This window comes from Epilithonimonas bovis DSM 19482 (assembly GCF_900108115.1).
Lineage (GTDB): Bacteria > Bacteroidota > Bacteroidia > Flavobacteriales > Weeksellaceae > Epilithonimonas > Epilithonimonas bovis.
Genome location: NZ_FTPU01000008.1, coordinates 16,140 through 33,544 on the forward strand (window position 1 = coordinate 16,140; position 17,405 = coordinate 33,544).

At 39.8% G+C, this 17,405-nt stretch carries 20 protein-coding genes; 9 read left to right on the forward strand and 11 right to left on the reverse strand.

Going from position 1 to position 17,405, the window contains the following annotated elements; all coding sequences use genetic code 11:
• Positions 1–45 precede the first annotated feature (45 nt).
• Positions 46–756 (reverse strand): hypothetical protein, encoded by a 711-nt coding sequence (locus tag B0B05_RS04785; RefSeq protein ID WP_076782343.1) that lies wholly within the window; start codon positions 754–756, stop codon positions 46–48.
• A 1-nt stretch (position 757) separates the two neighbouring features.
• Positions 758–1,084, reverse strand: a complete 327-nt coding sequence (locus tag B0B05_RS04790) for a PadR family transcriptional regulator (RefSeq protein WP_076782344.1) — start codon at positions 1,082–1,084, stop codon at positions 758–760.
• A gap of 302 nt (positions 1,085–1,386) precedes the next feature.
• On the opposite strand from B0B05_RS04790, the gene B0B05_RS04795 reads away from it, so the two are divergent.
• The 3 genes from B0B05_RS04795 (at position 1,387) to B0B05_RS04805 (ending at position 3,616) form a co-directional block, all read left to right on the forward strand.
• Positions 1,387–2,607 carry a TCR/Tet family MFS transporter gene (locus tag B0B05_RS04795; protein WP_076782345.1) on the forward strand — a complete coding sequence of 407 codons (1,221 nt, stop codon included), beginning with the start codon at positions 1,387–1,389 and terminating at the stop codon, positions 2,605–2,607.
• Between the two features lie 138 nt (positions 2,608–2,745).
• A complete protein-coding gene (locus B0B05_RS04800) occupies positions 2,746–3,069 on the forward strand; it encodes a Sec-independent protein translocase subunit TatA/TatB (protein ID WP_076782346.1) in 324 nt (107 codons plus the stop codon).
• A gap of 1 nt (position 3,070) precedes the next feature.
• Positions 3,071–3,616, forward strand: a complete 546-nt coding sequence (locus B0B05_RS04805; RefSeq protein WP_076782347.1) for a phosphatase PAP2 family protein — start codon at positions 3,071–3,073, stop codon at positions 3,614–3,616.
• 28 nt (positions 3,617–3,644) lie between these two features.
• Here B0B05_RS04805 and B0B05_RS04810 read toward each other — a convergent pair whose 3' ends face one another.
• Complete coding sequence (locus B0B05_RS04810) at positions 3,645–4,118, reverse strand: 23S rRNA (pseudouridine(1915)-N(3))-methyltransferase RlmH (protein ID WP_076782348.1); 474 nt, start codon at positions 4,116–4,118, stop codon at positions 3,645–3,647.
• 30 nt (positions 4,119–4,148) lie between these two features.
• On the opposite strand from B0B05_RS04810, the gene B0B05_RS04815 reads away from it, so the two are divergent.
• Positions 4,149–5,090 carry a YihY/virulence factor BrkB family protein gene (locus B0B05_RS04815; RefSeq protein ID WP_076782349.1) on the forward strand — a complete coding sequence of 314 codons (942 nt, stop codon included), beginning with the start codon at positions 4,149–4,151 and terminating at the stop codon, positions 5,088–5,090.
• Here B0B05_RS04815 and nhaA read toward each other — a convergent pair.
• Together nhaA and B0B05_RS04825 are read right to left on the reverse strand one after the other, a co-directional pair.
• Positions 5,067–6,239 (reverse strand): Na+/H+ antiporter NhaA, encoded by a 1,173-nt coding sequence (gene nhaA / locus B0B05_RS04820; protein ID WP_076782350.1) that lies wholly within the window; start codon positions 6,237–6,239, stop codon positions 5,067–5,069. The genes B0B05_RS04815 and nhaA overlap by 24 nt on opposite strands.
• Complete coding sequence (locus B0B05_RS04825; protein ID WP_076782416.1) at positions 6,239–8,440, reverse strand: RelA/SpoT family protein; 2,202 nt, start codon at positions 8,438–8,440, stop codon at positions 6,239–6,241. Before B0B05_RS04825 ends, nhaA begins: the two co-directional genes overlap by 1 nt.
• A gap of 210 nt (positions 8,441–8,650) precedes the next feature.
• Here B0B05_RS04825 and B0B05_RS04830 point away from each other — a divergent pair, with 210 nt between their 5' ends.
• Genes B0B05_RS04830 through B0B05_RS04850 form a run of 5 tightly spaced genes read left to right on the forward strand, consistent with a single transcriptional unit; the run spans position 8,651 to position 12,543 of the window.
• Positions 8,651–10,093: a circularly permuted type 2 ATP-grasp protein gene (locus tag B0B05_RS04830; protein WP_076782351.1), complete on the forward strand. Its 1,443-nt coding sequence runs from the start codon at positions 8,651–8,653 to the stop codon at positions 10,091–10,093.
• A 33-nt stretch (positions 10,094–10,126) separates the two neighbouring features.
• Complete coding sequence (locus B0B05_RS17185; RefSeq protein WP_076782417.1) at positions 10,127–10,198, forward strand: alpha-E domain-containing protein; 72 nt, start codon at positions 10,127–10,129, stop codon at positions 10,196–10,198.
• Positions 10,173–11,048, forward strand: coding sequence for an alpha-E domain-containing protein (locus B0B05_RS04840; RefSeq protein ID WP_076782352.1), 876 nt, complete (start codon positions 10,173–10,175; stop codon positions 11,046–11,048). The genes B0B05_RS17185 and B0B05_RS04840 overlap by 26 nt, the downstream gene beginning before the upstream one ends.
• 55 nt (positions 11,049–11,103) lie before the next feature.
• The gene (locus B0B05_RS04845; protein ID WP_076782353.1) at positions 11,104–12,081 is read left to right on the forward strand and encodes a transglutaminase family protein; all 978 of its coding nucleotides are present in this window, start codon (positions 11,104–11,106) and stop codon (positions 12,079–12,081) included.
• A 33-nt stretch (positions 12,082–12,114) separates the two neighbouring features.
• Positions 12,115–12,543, forward strand: a complete 429-nt coding sequence (locus B0B05_RS04850) for a VanZ family protein (protein WP_076782354.1) — start codon at positions 12,115–12,117, stop codon at positions 12,541–12,543.
• Here B0B05_RS04850 and B0B05_RS04855 read toward each other — a convergent pair.
• From B0B05_RS04855 to B0B05_RS04880, 6 genes are all read right to left on the reverse strand, one after another.
• Positions 12,524–12,955, reverse strand: coding sequence for a GNAT family N-acetyltransferase (locus B0B05_RS04855; protein WP_076782355.1), 432 nt, complete (start codon positions 12,953–12,955; stop codon positions 12,524–12,526). The genes B0B05_RS04850 and B0B05_RS04855 overlap by 20 nt on opposite strands.
• Positions 12,956–12,957: 2 nt before the next feature.
• A complete protein-coding gene (proC, locus tag B0B05_RS04860) occupies positions 12,958–13,761 on the reverse strand; it encodes a pyrroline-5-carboxylate reductase (protein ID WP_076782356.1) in 804 nt (267 codons plus the stop codon).
• 22 nt (positions 13,762–13,783) lie between these two features.
• Positions 13,784–14,488 (reverse strand): DsbA family oxidoreductase, encoded by a 705-nt coding sequence (locus tag B0B05_RS04865; RefSeq protein ID WP_076782357.1) that lies wholly within the window; start codon positions 14,486–14,488, stop codon positions 13,784–13,786.
• A gap of 10 nt (positions 14,489–14,498) precedes the next feature.
• Entirely contained in the window at positions 14,499–15,515 is a 1,017-nt protein-coding gene (murB, locus tag B0B05_RS04870) for a UDP-N-acetylmuramate dehydrogenase (protein WP_076782358.1), read from the reverse strand.
• Positions 15,512–15,958 carry a hypothetical protein gene (locus B0B05_RS04875; protein ID WP_143745947.1) on the reverse strand — a complete coding sequence of 149 codons (447 nt, stop codon included), beginning with the start codon at positions 15,956–15,958 and terminating at the stop codon, positions 15,512–15,514. Before B0B05_RS04875 ends, murB begins: the two co-directional genes overlap by 4 nt.
• A 149-nt stretch (positions 15,959–16,107) precedes the next feature.
• Positions 16,108–17,316, reverse strand: coding sequence for a pyridoxal phosphate-dependent aminotransferase (locus tag B0B05_RS04880; RefSeq protein WP_076782360.1), 1,209 nt, complete (start codon positions 17,314–17,316; stop codon positions 16,108–16,110).
• Positions 17,317–17,405 lie beyond the last annotated feature (89 nt).

The window sequence follows — 17,405 nt, forward strand, 5'->3', positions numbered from 1 at the left end:
TAGTGATGGGATCATTGGGGATTTCTTAACGATAAGAATTTCTTATCATAATTTCAGATTGATGCGTTGTTCCAACTCTGTAACGGCTTTACGGTATTGCAAAAAGTAAAGCAGGCCATACATCCAGAAAAACATAAAAATATAAGTGTAAATCAACGGTATGTAGGATACTTTACCCAAATGCCCGTTTGTGAGCATTAAAAGCGAAATATTAAACTTTTCAAAACGGTCGTAGAAATTTATCAGGTTGAAAACAACAACATACATCCCGCTTAAAAAATAGATTAAGGTCCCTTTTTGGTAAATGCTGATGTTTCTTTTATCATTGGTTGTTGATGATTTGTAATATTTGTAAAATAGCACAAAGGATAATAGAGTGACCAGGCCGATTACAATGTAAGAGAAAAGGAATAGATTCTGCGCCCAATCTTTCCTGAAATAGCAAAGGAAAACACTTAGCAGAAAAAACGGGACAAAGTATAAAATAGTTCTTTTAATCGCAAAAGAAATTTTACGATCAGTATTCCGTTGAAAAACGGTTACTTTTCTCAGTGGTAGATTGAATTTGTAGACCATTCGCAGTTCTTTTTCCCATGAAAGTTTTGCGGCTCCAAAAGCAGTTTCAAAATCTGTATTTTCCGTATTTTCTATTTGCTCTATAAAATGGTCTTTCACTTCCAGTAACAGATCCATCGGTAGTTTTTTAGAAATAAGATAGGCTGTAACGGCTTGGCCTTGTTCTTTTGTGAGCATCATTTCAAAAATTAAAAATAGTATTTAGGTTCAGTAGGTAGCTTTTCATTTCTTTTTCGTGAATTTTTTGTTGCTTCTTACCTTTGTCGGTCAGCAGGTAATACTTCCGGTCGCGCCCGTTGAAGTTTTGGATTTCCGAAAAAATAATGCCATCGCCCTCCAACTTATGCAGGATAGGATAAAGCGCGCCTTCTGTCATTTCCAGTTCGCCTTTAGTGAGTTCCTTTGCGCGCTGCGTCATCTGGTAGCCATACATCTTTACCTCCTGCGAAAGCAGCTTCAGAATGATATTTTGTAAAGTACCTTTATATAATTTATTATTTTTTGGCATGCCTAATTTTTTTATGCATTACAAATGTATACATAATTTTCTTATGTATAACCTTTACTTTTCTAAATAATAATATTTTTCTTACTTTTAAGTGAAGCTATACTCCTAGGAGCAATATACACTTCTAACTTGATTTGATTAATAAATAATTGAGATTTAATAGTTGAAAAGGATTTAATCAATTGCCGACTTACTTTTTTAAGAATATTTTGGCATACAGAAAAATTGTTATCTTCGCCGATGATTGTATTAAAGCTAAATTAATCAGAAATCAGTTAAAATAAATCAAGTAATCACTACCTGTGAAAAAGACACAAAAATCCGCTGCCATTGGCTTTATCTTCATCACGCTACTGATAGATATTACAGGCTGGGGAATCATCATCCCAGTGGTTCCAAAACTAATTGAGGAGCTTATCCATGCCGATGTGAGCGAGGCGGCCAAATACGGTGGTTGGCTGAGTTTTGCTTATGCCTTTATCCAGTTTGTATTTTCCCCACTGGTCGGAAATTTGAGTGATAAATATGGTAGGCGACCAATTATTCTGTTATCACTTTTTGGGTTTTCTATTGATTATATTTTCCTGGCTTTATCTCCTACAATATGGTGGCTTTTTGTCGGGCGTATCATCGCAGGAATTACAGGAGCTAGTGTTACCACAGCAAGTGCCTATATTGCGGATATATCAACCGACGAAGACCGTGCTAAGAACTTCGGGCTAATTGGTGCCGCCTTTGGTCTGGGCTTTATCATTGGTCCCGTACTGGGTGGTATTTTAGGTCATTACGGTTCCCGGGTACCGTTTTACGCGGCTGCGGTTTTGTGCATGGTTAATTTTATTTACGGCTATTTTGTATTACCCGAAAGCCTTGATAAAGAAAATCGAAGAGCATTTGACTGGAGACGCGCCAATCCGATTGGTTCGCTAAAATTGTTGCGGAAACATCCTGAAATATCAGGACTGGTCATCTCATTAATATTGATTTATATTGCATCGCATGCTGTGCAGAGCAACTGGAGTTTTTATACCATGTTCCGTTTTAACTGGGACGAGAGAATGGTGGGTATCTCTCTGGGTGTTGTAGGGCTTCTTGTAGGGCTGGTGCAGGGCTTGTTAATTAGATGGATTAATCCGCTGATAGGTGACCGAAAGAGCATTTATTATGGATTATTGCTCTATGGGATTGGGATGCTGTTGTTTGCTTTTGCTACAGAAGGCTGGATGATGTTTGTCTTTTTGATTCCGTATTGTTTGGGTGGTATATGTGGTCCGGCGTTGCAGTCGATTATTACCAAAAATATCCCGTCTAATGAGCAGGGAGAGTTGCAGGGTGCACTTACCAGCCTTATGAGTGCAACTTCTATTATAGGTCCGCCGCTGATGACCAATCTGTTTTATTATTTCACACACAAGGCTGCACCTTTTCAATTTCCGGGAGCTCCTTTTTTTCTGGCATTTCTGCTGTTTATAGCGAGTATTTATTTTGTTTATATCAATTTTAGCAAGAAGAAAAAGTCGTAACATTAATTGTTTATTCATGTTATTTTATCATCCTGGTGGTTTTTGAAAATTAATGCTGTCAAAAGTTATTTCAATTTTATGATAAAATTATGACAAAAGTCTGTCAATCACTTTTATAAACTTTCTTAATTTTGCGGAATGGAATTGAGTTTAGGAGAAATGCTGATGATTGCCCTGGCAATTGTCGTCTTGTTTGGACCGGATAAGCTGCCCGAGATAGCCCGCGGCCTTGGCGAAGGCGTGCGCAAAATGCGTGGTGCAGTAGATGACATCAAGACCGAGATTATGAAGGAAGCAGATAATCCTGTCTCAGAAATTAAAAAAGAGATCGAAAAAGTCAAGCAGTCTGCTCAGGACTATAATCCTTTGGTTGATAAAAACAACCAGCCACTCGTTGCTGATAATACTCCAAAACCTGACCTGTCCAACGATGACGCACACGAGGGTCCTGTAAGCAGGTAAGATGAACGGGTTAATAGAAAAAGATCAGGAATTGCTTTTGTTTCTCAATGGTTTGGGAAATTCATCTTTTGATCCTTTCTGGCTCATGATTACCGGCAAATGGTTTTGGATTCCTTTTTACATCATTTTGCTTTATTTCCTCTATAAGCGTTTTCCGGTAAAGAAATTAATCTTCATCCTTATTTTTATAGCCATAGGCATCACTATTTCTGATCAGCTAGCCGGCATTTTCAAAGTAGGTGTCGCAAGGCTGCGGCCTTGCCATAACGAGCTGCTGATGGCCAAGATGCGACTGGTAACATGTGGCGGCCCATATGGTTTCTACAGTTCCCATGCCTCCAACTGCTTTTTTCTTGCGGGATTTCTCTCAATGTTAATGGGCAGCAGATATAGATTTTTGCCTTACATTTTATTCTTTTGGGCTGCGCTGGTATCCTACAGCCGGATTTATCTTGGTGTACATTTCCCTTTGGATGTGGCTTTTGGTGCCACGGTAGGTTTTCTGCTAAGTGGTGTTTTTGCTAATCTTGTTAGAAAAATCAGATAATTATTAAGGTTTTGATTTTCAGTCGGTTTTAATCATTGTGGTAAGGTTTTCCCTGTAAAATTGTGGCAGCTCTGTACATTTGTTCTACAAAAAACAAACGGATCATCTGGTGCGTGAATGTCATTTTGGATAGGGATATTTTCTCATTCGCCCTGTGATAGATCTCGTCAGAGAAACCATAGGCACCTCCAATCAGGAAGTGAATTTTTTTATAGGAATGACCCATCCAGAAATCTATTTTTTCAGAAAACTCACGGCTGGTAAACTGTTTGCCTTTCTCATCCAGCAATATAACCAGATCATTACTATCAATATGGCCCAAAAATAATTTGGATTCCTCTTTTTTCAGCAAATCGGGGCTTAGGTTTTTTGCATTTTTAACATCCGGGATTTCCACCAGTTCAAAATTCCAGTGTTTGGGGATTCTGGGGAGATAGTAACGGATGAGCGAAACGATTTCTTTGTCATCAGTTTTCCCAATGCAGATCAAATTAATACGCATTTAGTATATTTGTTGGGCAAAGATAACTGAATGGCAAAAAAAATACAGCGTTTTTTTCTCAAAATCAAAAACTTTTTCGACGGAATATACATCCCTGTTTTAGGCATATCTCTGTGGAAGATGTTCAGTATTTATTCAGATGCTATCTTCAAAAATCCTTTGGGCAGGCAGGCAGCAAGCATTTCCTGGAATTTTTTCCTCAGCCTTTTCCCTATGATTCTCTTCCTCCTGTCGGTATTGCCTTACATGCCGCATTATGACAAACTGCAGTTTTATATTTTTGAAGTATTGATGCCGCGCGTATTCCCGTCTCACATGCAGAGTGATGTTACCAATTATATCCAGGCCAGCATTATTCCCAATATGAAATCTATCAGTAACCTTACCATCCTGCTGTCTTTTGTTTTTGCCACCAACGGTTGCTTTACGCTCATCAATGGTTTTAACAGGAATACCGAGCTGCAAAGAGGTTTTGTTAAGGAATATCTGCTTGCTATGCTGGTAACGATCAGCTTTTTGACTTTGGTGTTTCTTTCAATTTTCGGGATTTACTACAGCGAGGTTGTTCTCAAGCTTTTTACCCCTACTTATGACATCAGCTGGTTTACAAAAAACCTGACCAAGATTATCAGTTTTATATCGTTTCCCTTATTTTATTTTATCCTTTTAACCTTATTTTACTGGGTGGGTTGTCTCAAAATTACGAGGCTGAGAGAGGCGTATCCTGGTGCTGTTTTAACCACGATTCTGTTTGTACTTTTGACTTACTTTTTTGCGATCTATGTGAGTAATATTGCCAGGTATAATGTTTTATATGGCTCTATTGGTTCCATTATTTTGGTGATGGTTTGGGTTAACGTAAACGTATTTCTCGTACTGATGGGCAACGAACTTAACCTGGCTATCAAAAAAGTTAAGCTTGAGAAACTGGTGCGTGAAGAAATCAAGTCAGGCGGTATGGCGGATGCCTGATTTTCTAAACCTTAAAATAATATACCCTGTAACGCCGGAGATGACAGATGCTGCAAGAATGCTGATTTTAGAGATATTCTGACTTTCAAAATCTTTTGGGAAAGCCAACAAAGCGACAAAAATTGACATTGTAAAACCTATTCCTGCCAGAAACCCCACGCCAAGCATTTCTTTGAAACTGCAATTAGCCGGCAATTTTGCCCATTTAATTTTTATGGCAAGCCAGGATAAAATATTAATACCGAGGACTTTCCCTGCGAAAAGCCCCAAAATAATCCCCGTACTGAGTGGGCTTATAAAGTGGCTGAAAATATCCTTCTCAAAAGTAATGTTTGTATTAACTAAAGCAAACAGCGGCATGATTAGGAAACTAACCGGCAGGTGCAGTTGTTTTTCAAGTTTTTCTGATGGCGAAATTTTGTTCGCAGGATTCTTTAGCGGGATTGTAAAAGCCAGGATGACGCCGGCTATTGTGGCATGTATCCCAGAATGATGCATAAAGTACCAGAGCAATAATCCGGGGACAAGATAAAATAGAAGGTTTTTGATTCCTGTTTTATTTAAAATGATGAGAAAAATTGTAATTCCACCGCAAATACCCAAAGAAACCCAATCAATAGAATCTGTGTAGAATAATGCTATGACGATGATCGCTCCCAAGTCATCTACAATGGCCAGCGCACTTAGAAATATTTTTAGGCTGGTAGGGATATTTTTCCCAAGCATAGAGATAATCGCCAGGGAAAATGCGATATCAGTGGTCATGGGTATCGCCCATCCATCGGCATGTGATGTATTATGATTAAATACCAGGTAAATAACCGCAGGAAAAACCATTCCACCAAATGCGGCTACAATTGGCAATGCAGCCTGCCGGATGTCGGCAAGTTCGCCTCGCAGGAGTTCCCGTTTTATTTCCAGCCCAACATAGAGAAAAAATATTGCCATCAATCCGTCATTGATCCAGACAGAAATAGGATATTTTAGATGAAGAATCTCGGTTCCTATCTGATAATCCAATACATGTTGGAAACTGTTCGCGAAGGAACTGTTAGCAATGCAAAGTGAAATCAAAACCAGTATCAGAAGCAAGATCCCTGCACTTTTACTGTTATTGACAAACTGATTAAAATAGCGGTATATGATCATTACACCCGTTTCACTTTAGAAACGCCGTTGATGGCTTTCAGTTGTTTGAAGGTCTCTTCCAGCTGGCTGCGGTTACGGACTTCCAGATTGATATTCCCTGTGAAAATACCATCGTTGGAGGCAATACTCATGCTCTTCATATCCATATTCATATTGTTGGATATTACGGCTGTAATATCGTTAATCATACCCATCCTGTCAATCCCTTCGATCTCGATTTTAATCCTGTTTTTGAAACTCTCCGCATTCACCCACTTGGCCTGTAAAACACGGTAATCGTAGTTGGCGCGCAGGTTGATTGCGTTGGGGCAGTTCTCGTTATGAACTTTGATACCGTCAGAAATGGTAATAAACCCAAAAATCTTGTCGCCCGGGATCACCGTGCAGCACTTGGCAAAGGTGTAATTGAGTTTTTCTTCATCTTTCCCAAAGACAATCATGTCCAGGTTAGAATCCACTTTCTCAACAAATTCTTCTTTGCTGGACGATTTTCGGAAACGCTGGAAGATATTACTGAGGATACTTTTACCGTCTGCATACCGTTTGATATCGCCAATGTCAAATGTCCCGTTTTGAAAACCGAGGAAAAGATCCTGAGAAGTTTTCAGGTTCAGGAATTTTTGTAAAGCATTCACTTCATCATCATTAAAGTTGAGTTTGGCGTGACGCATTTTTCTCTGTAAAATTTCCTTACCTTCGGCAGTATTCTGATTTTTTTCGGAATTAAGGATGTTCTTAATCTTTGATTTGGCTTTGGATGTCACAACAAAATCCAGCCAGTCTGCTTTAGGTTTTTGATTCTGAGAAGATAGGATATCGATCTGGTCACCGTTCTGAAGAACATAACTGATGGGTACCAGTTTTCCGTTGATCTTGGCGCCCAGGCATTTCATTCCCAGATCAGTATGTACAGAAAATGCGAAATCTAGTGCAGTAGCGCCTGTTGGCAATATTTTGATCTCGCCTTTCGGGGTAAAGACAAAAACTTCTTTGGAGTATAGATTAAGCTTGATGTTATCCAGAAGTTCTGATGTTGAGAGATTTTGTTGCTGCTCCAGCACATCGCGGATCTCGGCCACCCAGTTTTCAAAACGCTGGTCATCACTGTTTTTGCGGTAACCTTCTTTGTATTTGTAGTGTGCCGCCACGCCCTTTTCGGCAATATCATCCATCCTCTCTGATCGGATCTGGACTTCTATCCATTTTTTATCAGGGCCCATCACGGTAAGGTGGAGGCTCTCGTAGCCAGTAGATCGTGGCTGCGAAATCCAGTCGCGCATCCGCGACGGATTGCTTTGGTATAGATCGGTTACGATAGAGTAGATCTTCCATGCAAGGAATTTTTCATTCCTTGGGTCGGATTTATAAATGATACGGATGGCGTAGTTGTCATAGACTTCCTCAAACGTTACATTCTGCTTCTGCATCTTGCGGTAGATGGAGCTGATGGCTTTTGCGCGGCCTTTGATGGTAAAATTGAGTCCTTCTTCTTTCAGTTGTTCAGAAACTTCTTTGGTGAACTCTTCCACATATTTCTCGCGGCCTTCTTTTGCAATTTCCAATTTGTCCACAATCTCGTTGTAAACATCGGGGTTGTTATATTTTAATGATAAATCTTCCAGTTCAGACTTGATATTGTAGAGACCCAACCTGTGAGCCAGCGGTGCGTAGATATAGGCTGTCTCTGCCGCAATTTTTTTCTGTTTTACAGGATGCATGCTGTCCAAAGTCCTCATATTATGCAGGCGGTCGGCGATTTTGATGAGAATAACCCGGAAGTCCTCTGACAGCGTCAATAGTAATTTTCTGTAATTTTCTGACTGTACAGAGATGTTCTGCTGGTTCATTACAGAGATTTTTGTGAGGCCATTCACAATGTCAGCAATATTTTTCCCAAATATTTTTTCGAGATCTTCGTAGGTGTATTCAGAGTCTTCTATGACGTCATGCAAAAGGGCACACGCAATACTGGTAGCACCTAAGCCTATCTCATTGGCTACAATCTTTGCCACCTCTATCGGATGGTAGATATAAGGCTCACCGGTTTTGCGCCGCTGGTCTTTGTGGGCGTCCAGAGCAATATCAAAAGCTTTTCTGATCAGTTTGTTCTGTTCCTCATCCAGTGTCCGGTAGGTGTTGGTAATCAGGTCTTTGTATCGGGCAAGGATTTCCTTGTTTTCTTTCTCTAGGTCGTAGGTCATCATATCATGTAAGTTCATAACGAATATAGTAAAATTTGAATCAATTATCAAGCGCTTTTTCTCATAATGAAGAGAAAAATTGAGTTAGGGTAAAAAATATTATTTTGTAATAAATGCTTTAAAAAATAAGGTTGTTAATAAAAATAATTATAAAATTTTGGTTTATACCCTATAAAATTATACATTCGTTAACGAAAAAAGATAAAAATTATGAATAGTGGGGTGTTGGGCGATTATAAACCACTGAAAGAAGTTTTTGATGAAATGATGATTAATCAGCAGGTCAGAAATCATTATCAGGAGTTTGTGCGTTTTTTTGATCAGTTGGATATTTCTGACATGGAGAGTAAGACTGAGGTTGCCAAAAAGCTGTTTTTAACACAGGGGATTACCTTCACTGTTTACAATGATGGCGAGGGCATAGAGAAGATCTTCCCTTTTGATATTGTCCCAAGGATTATTCCTGCTTCGGAATGGGCTTTTATAGAAAAGGGGATCAAGCAGCGTTTGCGCGCCCTTAATATTTTTCTAAAGGATGTTTACCACCAGCAGTTTATCATCAAAGATGGCATTATTCCGTCCTCTCTGGTGTATACCTGCCCCAATTACCTGCGCGAGATGATGAATGTGGACGTGCCTTTTGATATCTACACACATATTAGCGGTATAGATCTTATCCGGGATTATGACGGCAGTTATTATGTGCTGGAGGACAACCTGAGAACACCATCCGGAGTGAGTTATATGCTCGAAAACCGAAAAATGAGTTACCGGCTTTTCCCCAACGTTATCCCTAATGTCAAATTAAAGCAGGTTAATAATTACCCTGATCTTTTAATTAAAAATCTTCTGTCTTTGGGCCGGCAGATCAGCCCAAAACCGAATGTGGTTTTATTAACGCCGGGTATTTTTAATTCGGCCTACTTCGAGTATACCACGCTGGCGAGGCTCATGGGTATTGAGCTGGTAGAAGGTAGGGATCTTGTTATCCAGAATCACCAGGTTTTTATGAAAACCACAAGAGGCCTCAAAAAAGTGGATGTTATCTACCGCCGTGTGGACGATGAATTTTTGGATCCACTGGTGTTTCGCCCCGATAGTATTTTGGGTGTCCCCGGATTATACCATGCGTACAGAAAAGGCAATGTTATCCTTGTCAATGCGATGGGGAATGGCGTGGCAGATGATAAAGCCATCTATTCTTACGTGCCGGATATGATCCGCTATTATCTGGGAGAAGAGCCTATCCTGAAGAGCGTGCCTACCTACCGTATGGAAAATATGGATGAGAGACAATACACGCTCGAAAATATGCACAAGATGGTCATCAAAAAAACCAATGAAAGCGGCGGTTACGGGATGCTGATTGGCGATAAAGCCACTGATGAAGAAATTGCCGAATTTACCAGACAGATCAACCTCAATCCCCGCAACTATATTGCGCAGCCGATCATTCGCCTGTCTACTGCACCGTGCTATATCAATGGTACCTTGCAGCCAAGGCGTGTAGATCTGCGCCCGTTTGCGCTTTTTGGTCCCGATGGGATAGATATTGTACCGGGCGGCCTTACCAGAGTTGCGCTGAAAGAAGGTTCTATTGTAGTCAATTCATCTCAGGGAGGCGGAAGCAAGGATACCTGGATTGTCGGCTAGTTTTTATTAATCTTTTTAATCTAATTATAATTAATGTTAAGCAGAGTTGCAGAGAATATCTTCTGGATGAGCCGTTATATTGGAGCGCTCCAGTTTTCAGCTTAGAGTGTTCCATACCAAATATATTGCCTATCAGGATGGTGTCTCTTCTGAAAGTTGGGAGAGCTTTTGCGAAGAAAATCAAATTGTGATAGAAGATGGTGATTACAGTTTTGGCATTCTCCTGTCAAAAGCTTTATTCGATGTGCAAAACGAGAATTCTATCGCCAATAATATTTTCCGTGCCAGGGAAAATGCGAGAAGCGCTCAGGATCACATCAATAAAGATGTCTGGCAGTGCCTCAATGATTTCCACCATCTGATGAAGGATCATTTTTTGCATAATCAGGCGCGGTTTGGCGATCCTATCAGTGTTTTTGATACCCTGATCAATCAGTCGATGGTCTATTACGGTGTTGTAGATAATTCCCTGGCAAGGGATGAGGGTTATTGTTTTTTACAATTGGGCAAATATGTTGAACGGATCCTTAATATGCTCAATCTAATCCGCAAGCAATGGGTTTTGTACGGCGAAGATCTTTTAGATAACGATTATTCCAGCTGGCGTTATTTCCTGAGTTCGGTAACCGGGTATAACTTCTACCTGAGAAATAATCTGGGGACTATGGAGAAAGAACGTATCTTTTACCAGATGCTTTACGAGCCGCTGTTTCCCAGTTCTATCTCTTACTGCCTCCACGAGATCGAAAAATACGCCAGGCATCTGCAGGCCTCAGAGCCCGATGAAAAGGATGATAATGTTAATTTCCTCATTGGGAAAAGCCGTGCCAATGTTCAGTATACCAGGCATCCTAAATCGCATGTTGACAAAATGAATTTTTTGGCGGCTATCCGCTCCGACCTGTATGACATCACAGAGGTTTTTAACCATAACTTTTTTGGTTTGGCTCTTTAAAATTATTATTAAAAATTACATTCTCTATCCGGAACGTAATATCAAACAATGAACTATGCCAGTTTTTAATATTTTACATATCACCAAATACGATTACCCAACGGCTGTTACAGACAGCGCCAACCAGATTATCCTTTCTCCGCTCAGCAATGACTTTCAGGATGTCAGAGATCAGAAAATAACCATCTCGCCTAATGCCAATATTGATTTTTATCATGATTATTTTACCAACAAAATAGGGGTCTTTACCATAGTGGAACCACATCATCATCTGGAGATCAAATCAGAGATTGTGGTAGAAACATTCCCAATTTCTCTACCTGTTATAGATTATACCGTAGAAGAGCAGTGGGAGATGCTTCGGGAGCAGTGCCGCCAATATCCTTATATCGATTTTGTACGAGGTGAGGAGATACAACAAAAAGATGAGATTCTGTCTGTCGTAAAATCGCTGGCTAAACCGGAGTTATCAGTAATGGAGGTAACAACATCCCTGTCCACTTACATCTACGAAAATTTTATATACAAACAGGGTGTTACCGATTTTGAAACCGAGATTGATGAAATCTGGCAACTGAAGGCAGGTGTCTGCCAGGATTTTGCCCATCTGCTTCTGGGGATGTTGCGGATGCTTGGCGTCCCGGCGAGATATGTTAGCGGTTACATCAGCCCCAGCAATCATGATCTCCGAGGGGAAGGAGCTACACATGCGTGGGTAGAGGTTTATATCCCCGGATTCGGCTGGCTCGGTAATGATCCTACCAATAATTGCTGGGTGAGTGACAGGCATATCAAGATTGCAATAGGAAGAGATTTTAAAGATTGCACCCCGGTGAAAGGAACCTACAAAGGAACATCCAGCCACATCCTGAGCGTATCTGTAATTATCACCAACGAGAAAACTAAAGAAAAAACGGCGGAGCCCAAGTTCCCATTATACATCAGGGAGAATAAGCCTGAAGTTATCGATGTCAAAAGTAATTCTTACCAGCGGTTTTTAGAAATGCAGCAACAACAGCAGCAACAGCAATAGATTTTCGGTTATATTTGGGGATGATTTGCGGAGATGCATTTTTTTGAAAAATTCTATAAAATTTCGATTGCCTTTTACGCTGTTTTTCTGCTGTACCTGATGTTTTTTGGGTTTGGCAGAAGCCCTTATCCTATTAATATTGTAAGGCTTGTCCCGATGTTTTCCACACTGGGTTTTGTTAAGGAGACAATCTTATGGAAAAGCATTTTTATCAATGTCTGTGGGAATATTCTGATGTTTATGCCTTTTGGCTTTTTAGGAATTGTTTTCCCAAAGCTGAATGACTTTAGGACTCTAATCATTAATTTTATTTCTGCCATTGTCGTGGTAGAAAGCCTGCAGTATATTACCCGGCTCGGGGTTTTTGATATTGATGATATTATCCTTAATACATTGGGCGTTGCAATGGGATTCTTTTTATACCAATTTATTTGGGGAAGGTCTATTCATAAGGATTCTTAGTATGGATTTCCATCCACCTTGCAGGATTTTTTATAGTGTCCCATCCAAATTTTCTGTAAAGTTCGTGCGCATCAGCAGTTAGCAAAATCCATCTTCTCAAACCTTGTAATTTCGGATGAGCCATAATGTTTTCCATGAGCAGTTTTGAAAGGCCAAGTCCCCGGAATTTCTCCAAAACAAATACGTCACCCAAATAAGCAATCGTCGTAAAGTCTGTGATGACTTTTGCAAATCCCACCTGCTGATCCTTATAGAAGACACCGAAACAAAAGGAATTGGCAATAGATTTTTCAACAGTTTCTCTTGGTATTCCTTTTGCCCAATAGGATTCTTCTGATAAATACTGATGTATAGTCTCGATATCCATTTTGGATTGGTCTGTAGAAATGTAAAAGTCTGCTAAATTATACATCGTTAAGAGTTGAGTTCCCTGGCGCGGTTTTCTGCGGCTAAGATTCCTTTTTGTAAAATGACCTTCAGTTCATTATCATCAAATGTTTTGAGAGCAGCCTCCGTAGTTCCGCCTTTAGAAGCTACATCTTTGATGAGTTCTTCCAGAGATTTATCAGAATTATTGATGAGGTAATAGGCGCCTAACATCGTCTGCTTTACGAAAAGCTGTGCCAGGTTTTCCTCAATTCCCATGGCTGTTCCGGCCTTTATCATGGCATCAATAATATAATAAAAATAAGCCGGCCCGCTGCCTGATAATGCTGTGACGGCATCTAGGAGCTCCTCATCCTCCAGGTAAACAGAGCGCCCTGTAGAGTTCAGCAACCGCTCTATATTGATCAGTTGATTAAAAAGGATACCTTCTGCCGCTGTATAACCCGTAATTCCCATCCCCAAAAGTGTCGGCGAATTGGGCATGGCTCGTACGACTTCTTTATGATTGAGAAGGTGTTGTATTTTCTCAATTGAGATACCTGCCATGATCGACAGAATCATTGAATTTTCAGAAATATTGAATGGTAAATTCTCAGCTACGAAAGCAAAATCCTGAGGTTTTACTGCAATGATAATCAGGTCAGCATCCAGATTATTAACCTCAGAAAATGCTGAAATCTGAGACGTTGGGAAAAGGCTTCTGATTTTCTCTTTTTTATGATCGCTTCTCGTGATCAGATGAAGGTTTTCAGGCTTTATAAGGTCATATTTCAAAAATGATTTTGAAAATGATAATCCCATATTTCCAGCGCCTAAGACTGCTATTTTCATTGGTGTTTTTTTATTTGATTATTTAGCAATTATTTCCATCAACATCACAAGAATCGCCTTCGTTTATAATGTCGAGTTTTGTATTGTTTTCTGAAAATTCTGTCCAGCTTTTTTCCAAAACTTCGGAAAATAAATGGCTTGGCTGTGCGCCTGAAATCGCATACTTTCTATCAAAAACAAAAAACGGGACACTGTTGATTCCAAGTGATGCGGCTTCGGAGATATCATTGTTGACTAATATTGTCAATTCCGGAGATTCAGCTGCATTTTGGATTTCTTCTTTTGTAAAACCTAACTTTTCACCAATTTCCGAAAGGACTTCAACATCATCAATGTTTTTTCCGTGGATGAAGTAGGCTTCAAATAAAAGCTCTTCCATTTCTCCGGCATTACCTTTTTCTTTAGCCAATTGCACCAGCATTTGACTTTTGAAGGAATTAGAAACTTTCACTTCATCAAAATTGAAATTAATCCCGGCATTTTTTCCTATTTGAATAAGGTTTTCGTGCATCTGGATGGTCTGCTGCAGCGAGTAGCCTTTGATATCAGAAAGATATTCATAATGATTCCTGCTAAGGTCGGTTTTCATTTTTGAGTCCAACTGGAAAGAATGCCAATTGACTTCCACCTGGTCATGCTGAGAAAACTTCTGAAGCGCTTTTTCAAAATTTTTCTTCCCAATAAAACAAAACGGGCAACGTGTGTCGCTCCAGATATCTACTTTCATTTTGTTGTTTTTACATAATATTCACTTCCCGTTCCAGTTCAATCCCAAATTTTTCTTTTACAGAATTGATGATTTCTGTGGAAAAATCAAAGATTTCTTTTCCTGTTGCTTTTCCTGTTGCATTGATGATCACCAAAGCCTGAAGCTTGTTCGTAGCAACATTGCCTGTCTGCCTGCCTTTCCAGCCGGTCTGCTCAATCAGCCATCCTGCTGGTACCTTAACAAAATTACCATTCGGGTAACCGGGAATATTGTTGAATTTTTCTTTTAGATTTTCAAACTGAGCCAATGGAATTGTAGGGTTTTTGAAAAAACTTCCCGCATTACCGGTTACTTTTGGATCCGGCAGTTTACTTTGCCTGATATTGATGACTGCCTTTGAAACATCCTGAATTGTGGGATTATCGACTCCAAGATGTTCCAGTTCAGACTTGATGGCTCCATATTCTACATTAACCTTATGGGTTTTTGTTGTAAGCCGGAAGCTTACTTCCAAGATCACATATTTTCCTTTGCCCTCCTGTTTGAAAATCGAGTCTCTGTAACCAAATCTGCACTTTTCTAAATCGAAGGTCTCTATTTCCAACGTTTCAAGATTCAGCACTTGGCAAGTTTCAAAAACGTCTTTGATTTCTGTGCCATAAGCGCCAATATTCTGCATCGGTGAGGTACCGACATTGCCCGGGATTAGAGACAAGTTTTCCAGCCCACCGTAATTTTTGCTTAGGCAATACATCACAAACTGATGCCAGTTTTCGCCCGCTTTTGCTGTGACCAAAACATGATTGTCATCAATGATCTTCTCATCAATGCCTTTCAAACTGAGTTTAATCGCCAATCCATCAAAATCCTTTGTAAGGAGGATGTTGCTGCCTCCGCCAAGGAATAGAAGTTTGTCGGTTTGAGCGTTCGGCAGTTTGAGGGTTTCAATTAATTCTTCAACAGAATTAATTTCAGCAAAGTATTTGGAGTTAGCTTCTACCCCAAAAGTATTAAATGGTTGGAGGGAAATATTGTCTTTGATCATTTTTGATAGTCAGGAAGCAGGCTGTTAAGCGTGGCTTTAAGTTTTTCTAACTGTTTATAGTTTTCCGCATCAGCCGATGCATTAATGATTTGGTATTCCTTGTCGGTTGTTATAATGGTGAAAATCTCGTCATTACCGTCAAAAACGCCTCTTCTTGCTCCGTTTTTTGTATTGTCCAGCGTTGTGATATCCAATCCGGAAACGATTTTATTCCAGATTTTTGGGTCTGTTTTTTTCTTAAAATTAGGAAAATCACGAACTCTGCCCCCAGCGCCAACAGCTGTAATTGTATCTTTGGTAGCTGTCACAGATGTAGAGCCGCCCCGACCATAAGTGTTGGTATAAGATACAGACTGGATTTTACTTCCTTGCGCGGCACTTTTGCAGCTGGTAATGAGTAATCCGAATGCCGAAAGGATCATTGCAAATTTTAATATTTTCATAAACAGATTTTTTTTCAGAGGTTATATGCGGTTGCCTAACCTATATCGTTATTTGGATTTTAAATCAGGGCTATTTCATAAGATTACGATGGTTTTGTTTGCCAGATATTATAAAATCAATTTTATATAACTAATTTACAGATTTATTTTCAATTGATATTGAATGTCTTACGGTACGTTTCTATAGCATCTTTGAGGATTTCAACACTTCGCTTAAGATCTTCCTGTTTTAGGACATAAGCAATTCTTACTTGTTTTTTTCCCAATTCCGGATCACTGTAGAATCCGCCCATTGGTGCTACCATTACCGTTTCATTATTATTGGAATAGCTTTCCAGCAGCCATTGTGCAAATTTTTCTGTGTCATCTACAGGTAGTTCTACACCGCAGTAGAAAGCCCCTTTTGGTTTTGGGCAGATGACGCCGGGGATGTCATTCAGCAATTCAACCAGCAGGTTTCTTCGTTTGGTGTATTCTTCTCTCACATTTGCAATATATTCTGCATCGTTTTTATGAGCTGCTGTTGCTGCAATTTGCCCTAATAGTACAGGGCTTAATCTGGCTTGTGCAAAAAGGATGGCAGCGTCATGGATTTTTTTTGAGCGAGTGATCATACAACCGATTCTGGCGCCGCACATAGAGTAGCGTTTGGATTCTGAATCAATTACGATAACATTGTCTGCTACTTCCGGGAATTCAAACATAGAGATTTGCTTTTCGCCATCATAAACGTACTCGCGGTAAACTTCATCAGAAATAATCACAATGTCGTGTTTTTTAGCAATGTCGGCCAGTTGTTGCAGTTCGTCTCTGGAATAGAGATAGCCGGTTGGGTTTCCGGGGTTACAGATAATGATGGCTTTGGTCTTGTCCGTAATTTTCTTTTCAAATTCTTCTATCGCCGGCAGTGCAAAACCACTCTCTATGCCCGATGGTACGGCTACCACATTGATATTAAAAGTTCCTGCAAAACCATTGTAATTGGCATAATATGGTTCCGGGATAATGATCTCATCACCATCGTCACACAAAGTTGAAATCGCAAAATTAAGCGCTTCTGAACCGCCGTTGGTTACAATAAATTGATCTGGTGTAAGATCTGTAAAGCCTAACGAATGGTAGTAATCCGTCAATGCTTTTCTGTACTCGATATTACCTTCGGAAAGGGCATATTCTAAAACCTTAAGGTCTATATTTTTCACCGCATCCAGAGCCGTTTGTGGTGTTTCTATATCCGGCTGGCCAATATTAAGATGATAAACTTTGATACCTTTTTGCTTGGCAACTATGGCATAAGGTACTAATTTTCTTACGGGAGAAGCGGGCATGTGCTGTGCCCTTTGCGATATTTTTGGCATTCTTATAATACTTTGGGATACAAAAATAAGCTTTAAATTTTCAATAAAAAAATTACTATTTTTGATTAGAAATATTGGATTGTATGGAC

Excerpts from the sequence above, each read along its gene's own strand:
- B0B05_RS04790 (WP_076782344.1), bottom strand. The coding sequence starts at position 1,084 with ATGCCAAAAAATAATAAATTATATAAAGGTACTTTACAAAATATCATT.
- B0B05_RS04865 (WP_076782357.1), bottom strand. The coding sequence starts at position 14,488 with ATGAAAGTAGATATCTGGAGCGACACACGTTGCCCGTTTTGTTTTATT.
- B0B05_RS04855 (WP_076782355.1), bottom strand. The coding sequence starts at position 12,955 with ATGTATAATTTAGCAGACTTTTACATTTCTACAGACCAATCCAAAATG.
- B0B05_RS04805 (WP_076782347.1), top strand. The coding sequence starts at position 3,071 with ATGAACGGGTTAATAGAAAAAGATCAGGAATTGCTTTTGTTTCTCAAT.
- murB (WP_076782358.1), bottom strand. The coding sequence starts at position 15,515 with ATGATCAAAGACAATATTTCCCTCCAACCATTTAATACTTTTGGGGTA.
- B0B05_RS04810 (WP_076782348.1), bottom strand. The coding sequence starts at position 4,118 with ATGCGTATTAATTTGATCTGCATTGGGAAAACTGATGACAAAGAAATC.
- B0B05_RS04830 (WP_076782351.1), top strand. The coding sequence starts at position 8,651 with ATGAATAGTGGGGTGTTGGGCGATTATAAACCACTGAAAGAAGTTTTT.
- B0B05_RS04825 (WP_076782416.1), bottom strand. The coding sequence starts at position 8,440 with ATGACCTACGACCTAGAGAAAGAAAACAAGGAAATCCTTGCCCGATAC.
- B0B05_RS04875 (WP_143745947.1), bottom strand. The coding sequence starts at position 15,958 with ATGAAAATATTAAAATTTGCAATGATCCTTTCGGCATTCGGATTACTC.
- B0B05_RS04785 (WP_076782343.1), bottom strand. The coding sequence starts at position 756 with ATGATGCTCACAAAAGAACAAGGCCAAGCCGTTACAGCCTATCTTATT.
- B0B05_RS04850 (WP_076782354.1), top strand. The coding sequence starts at position 12,115 with ATGCATTTTTTTGAAAAATTCTATAAAATTTCGATTGCCTTTTACGCT.
- proC (WP_076782356.1), bottom strand. The coding sequence starts at position 13,761 with ATGAAAATAGCAGTCTTAGGCGCTGGAAATATGGGATTATCATTTTCA.
- B0B05_RS04800 (WP_076782346.1), top strand. The coding sequence starts at position 2,746 with ATGGAATTGAGTTTAGGAGAAATGCTGATGATTGCCCTGGCAATTGTC.
- nhaA (WP_076782350.1), bottom strand. The coding sequence starts at position 6,239 with ATGATCATATACCGCTATTTTAATCAGTTTGTCAATAACAGTAAAAGT.
- B0B05_RS04815 (WP_076782349.1), top strand. The coding sequence starts at position 4,149 with ATGGCAAAAAAAATACAGCGTTTTTTTCTCAAAATCAAAAACTTTTTC.
- B0B05_RS04845 (WP_076782353.1), top strand. The coding sequence starts at position 11,104 with ATGCCAGTTTTTAATATTTTACATATCACCAAATACGATTACCCAACG.
- B0B05_RS04880 (WP_076782360.1), bottom strand. The coding sequence starts at position 17,316 with ATGCCAAAAATATCGCAAAGGGCACAGCACATGCCCGCTTCTCCCGTA.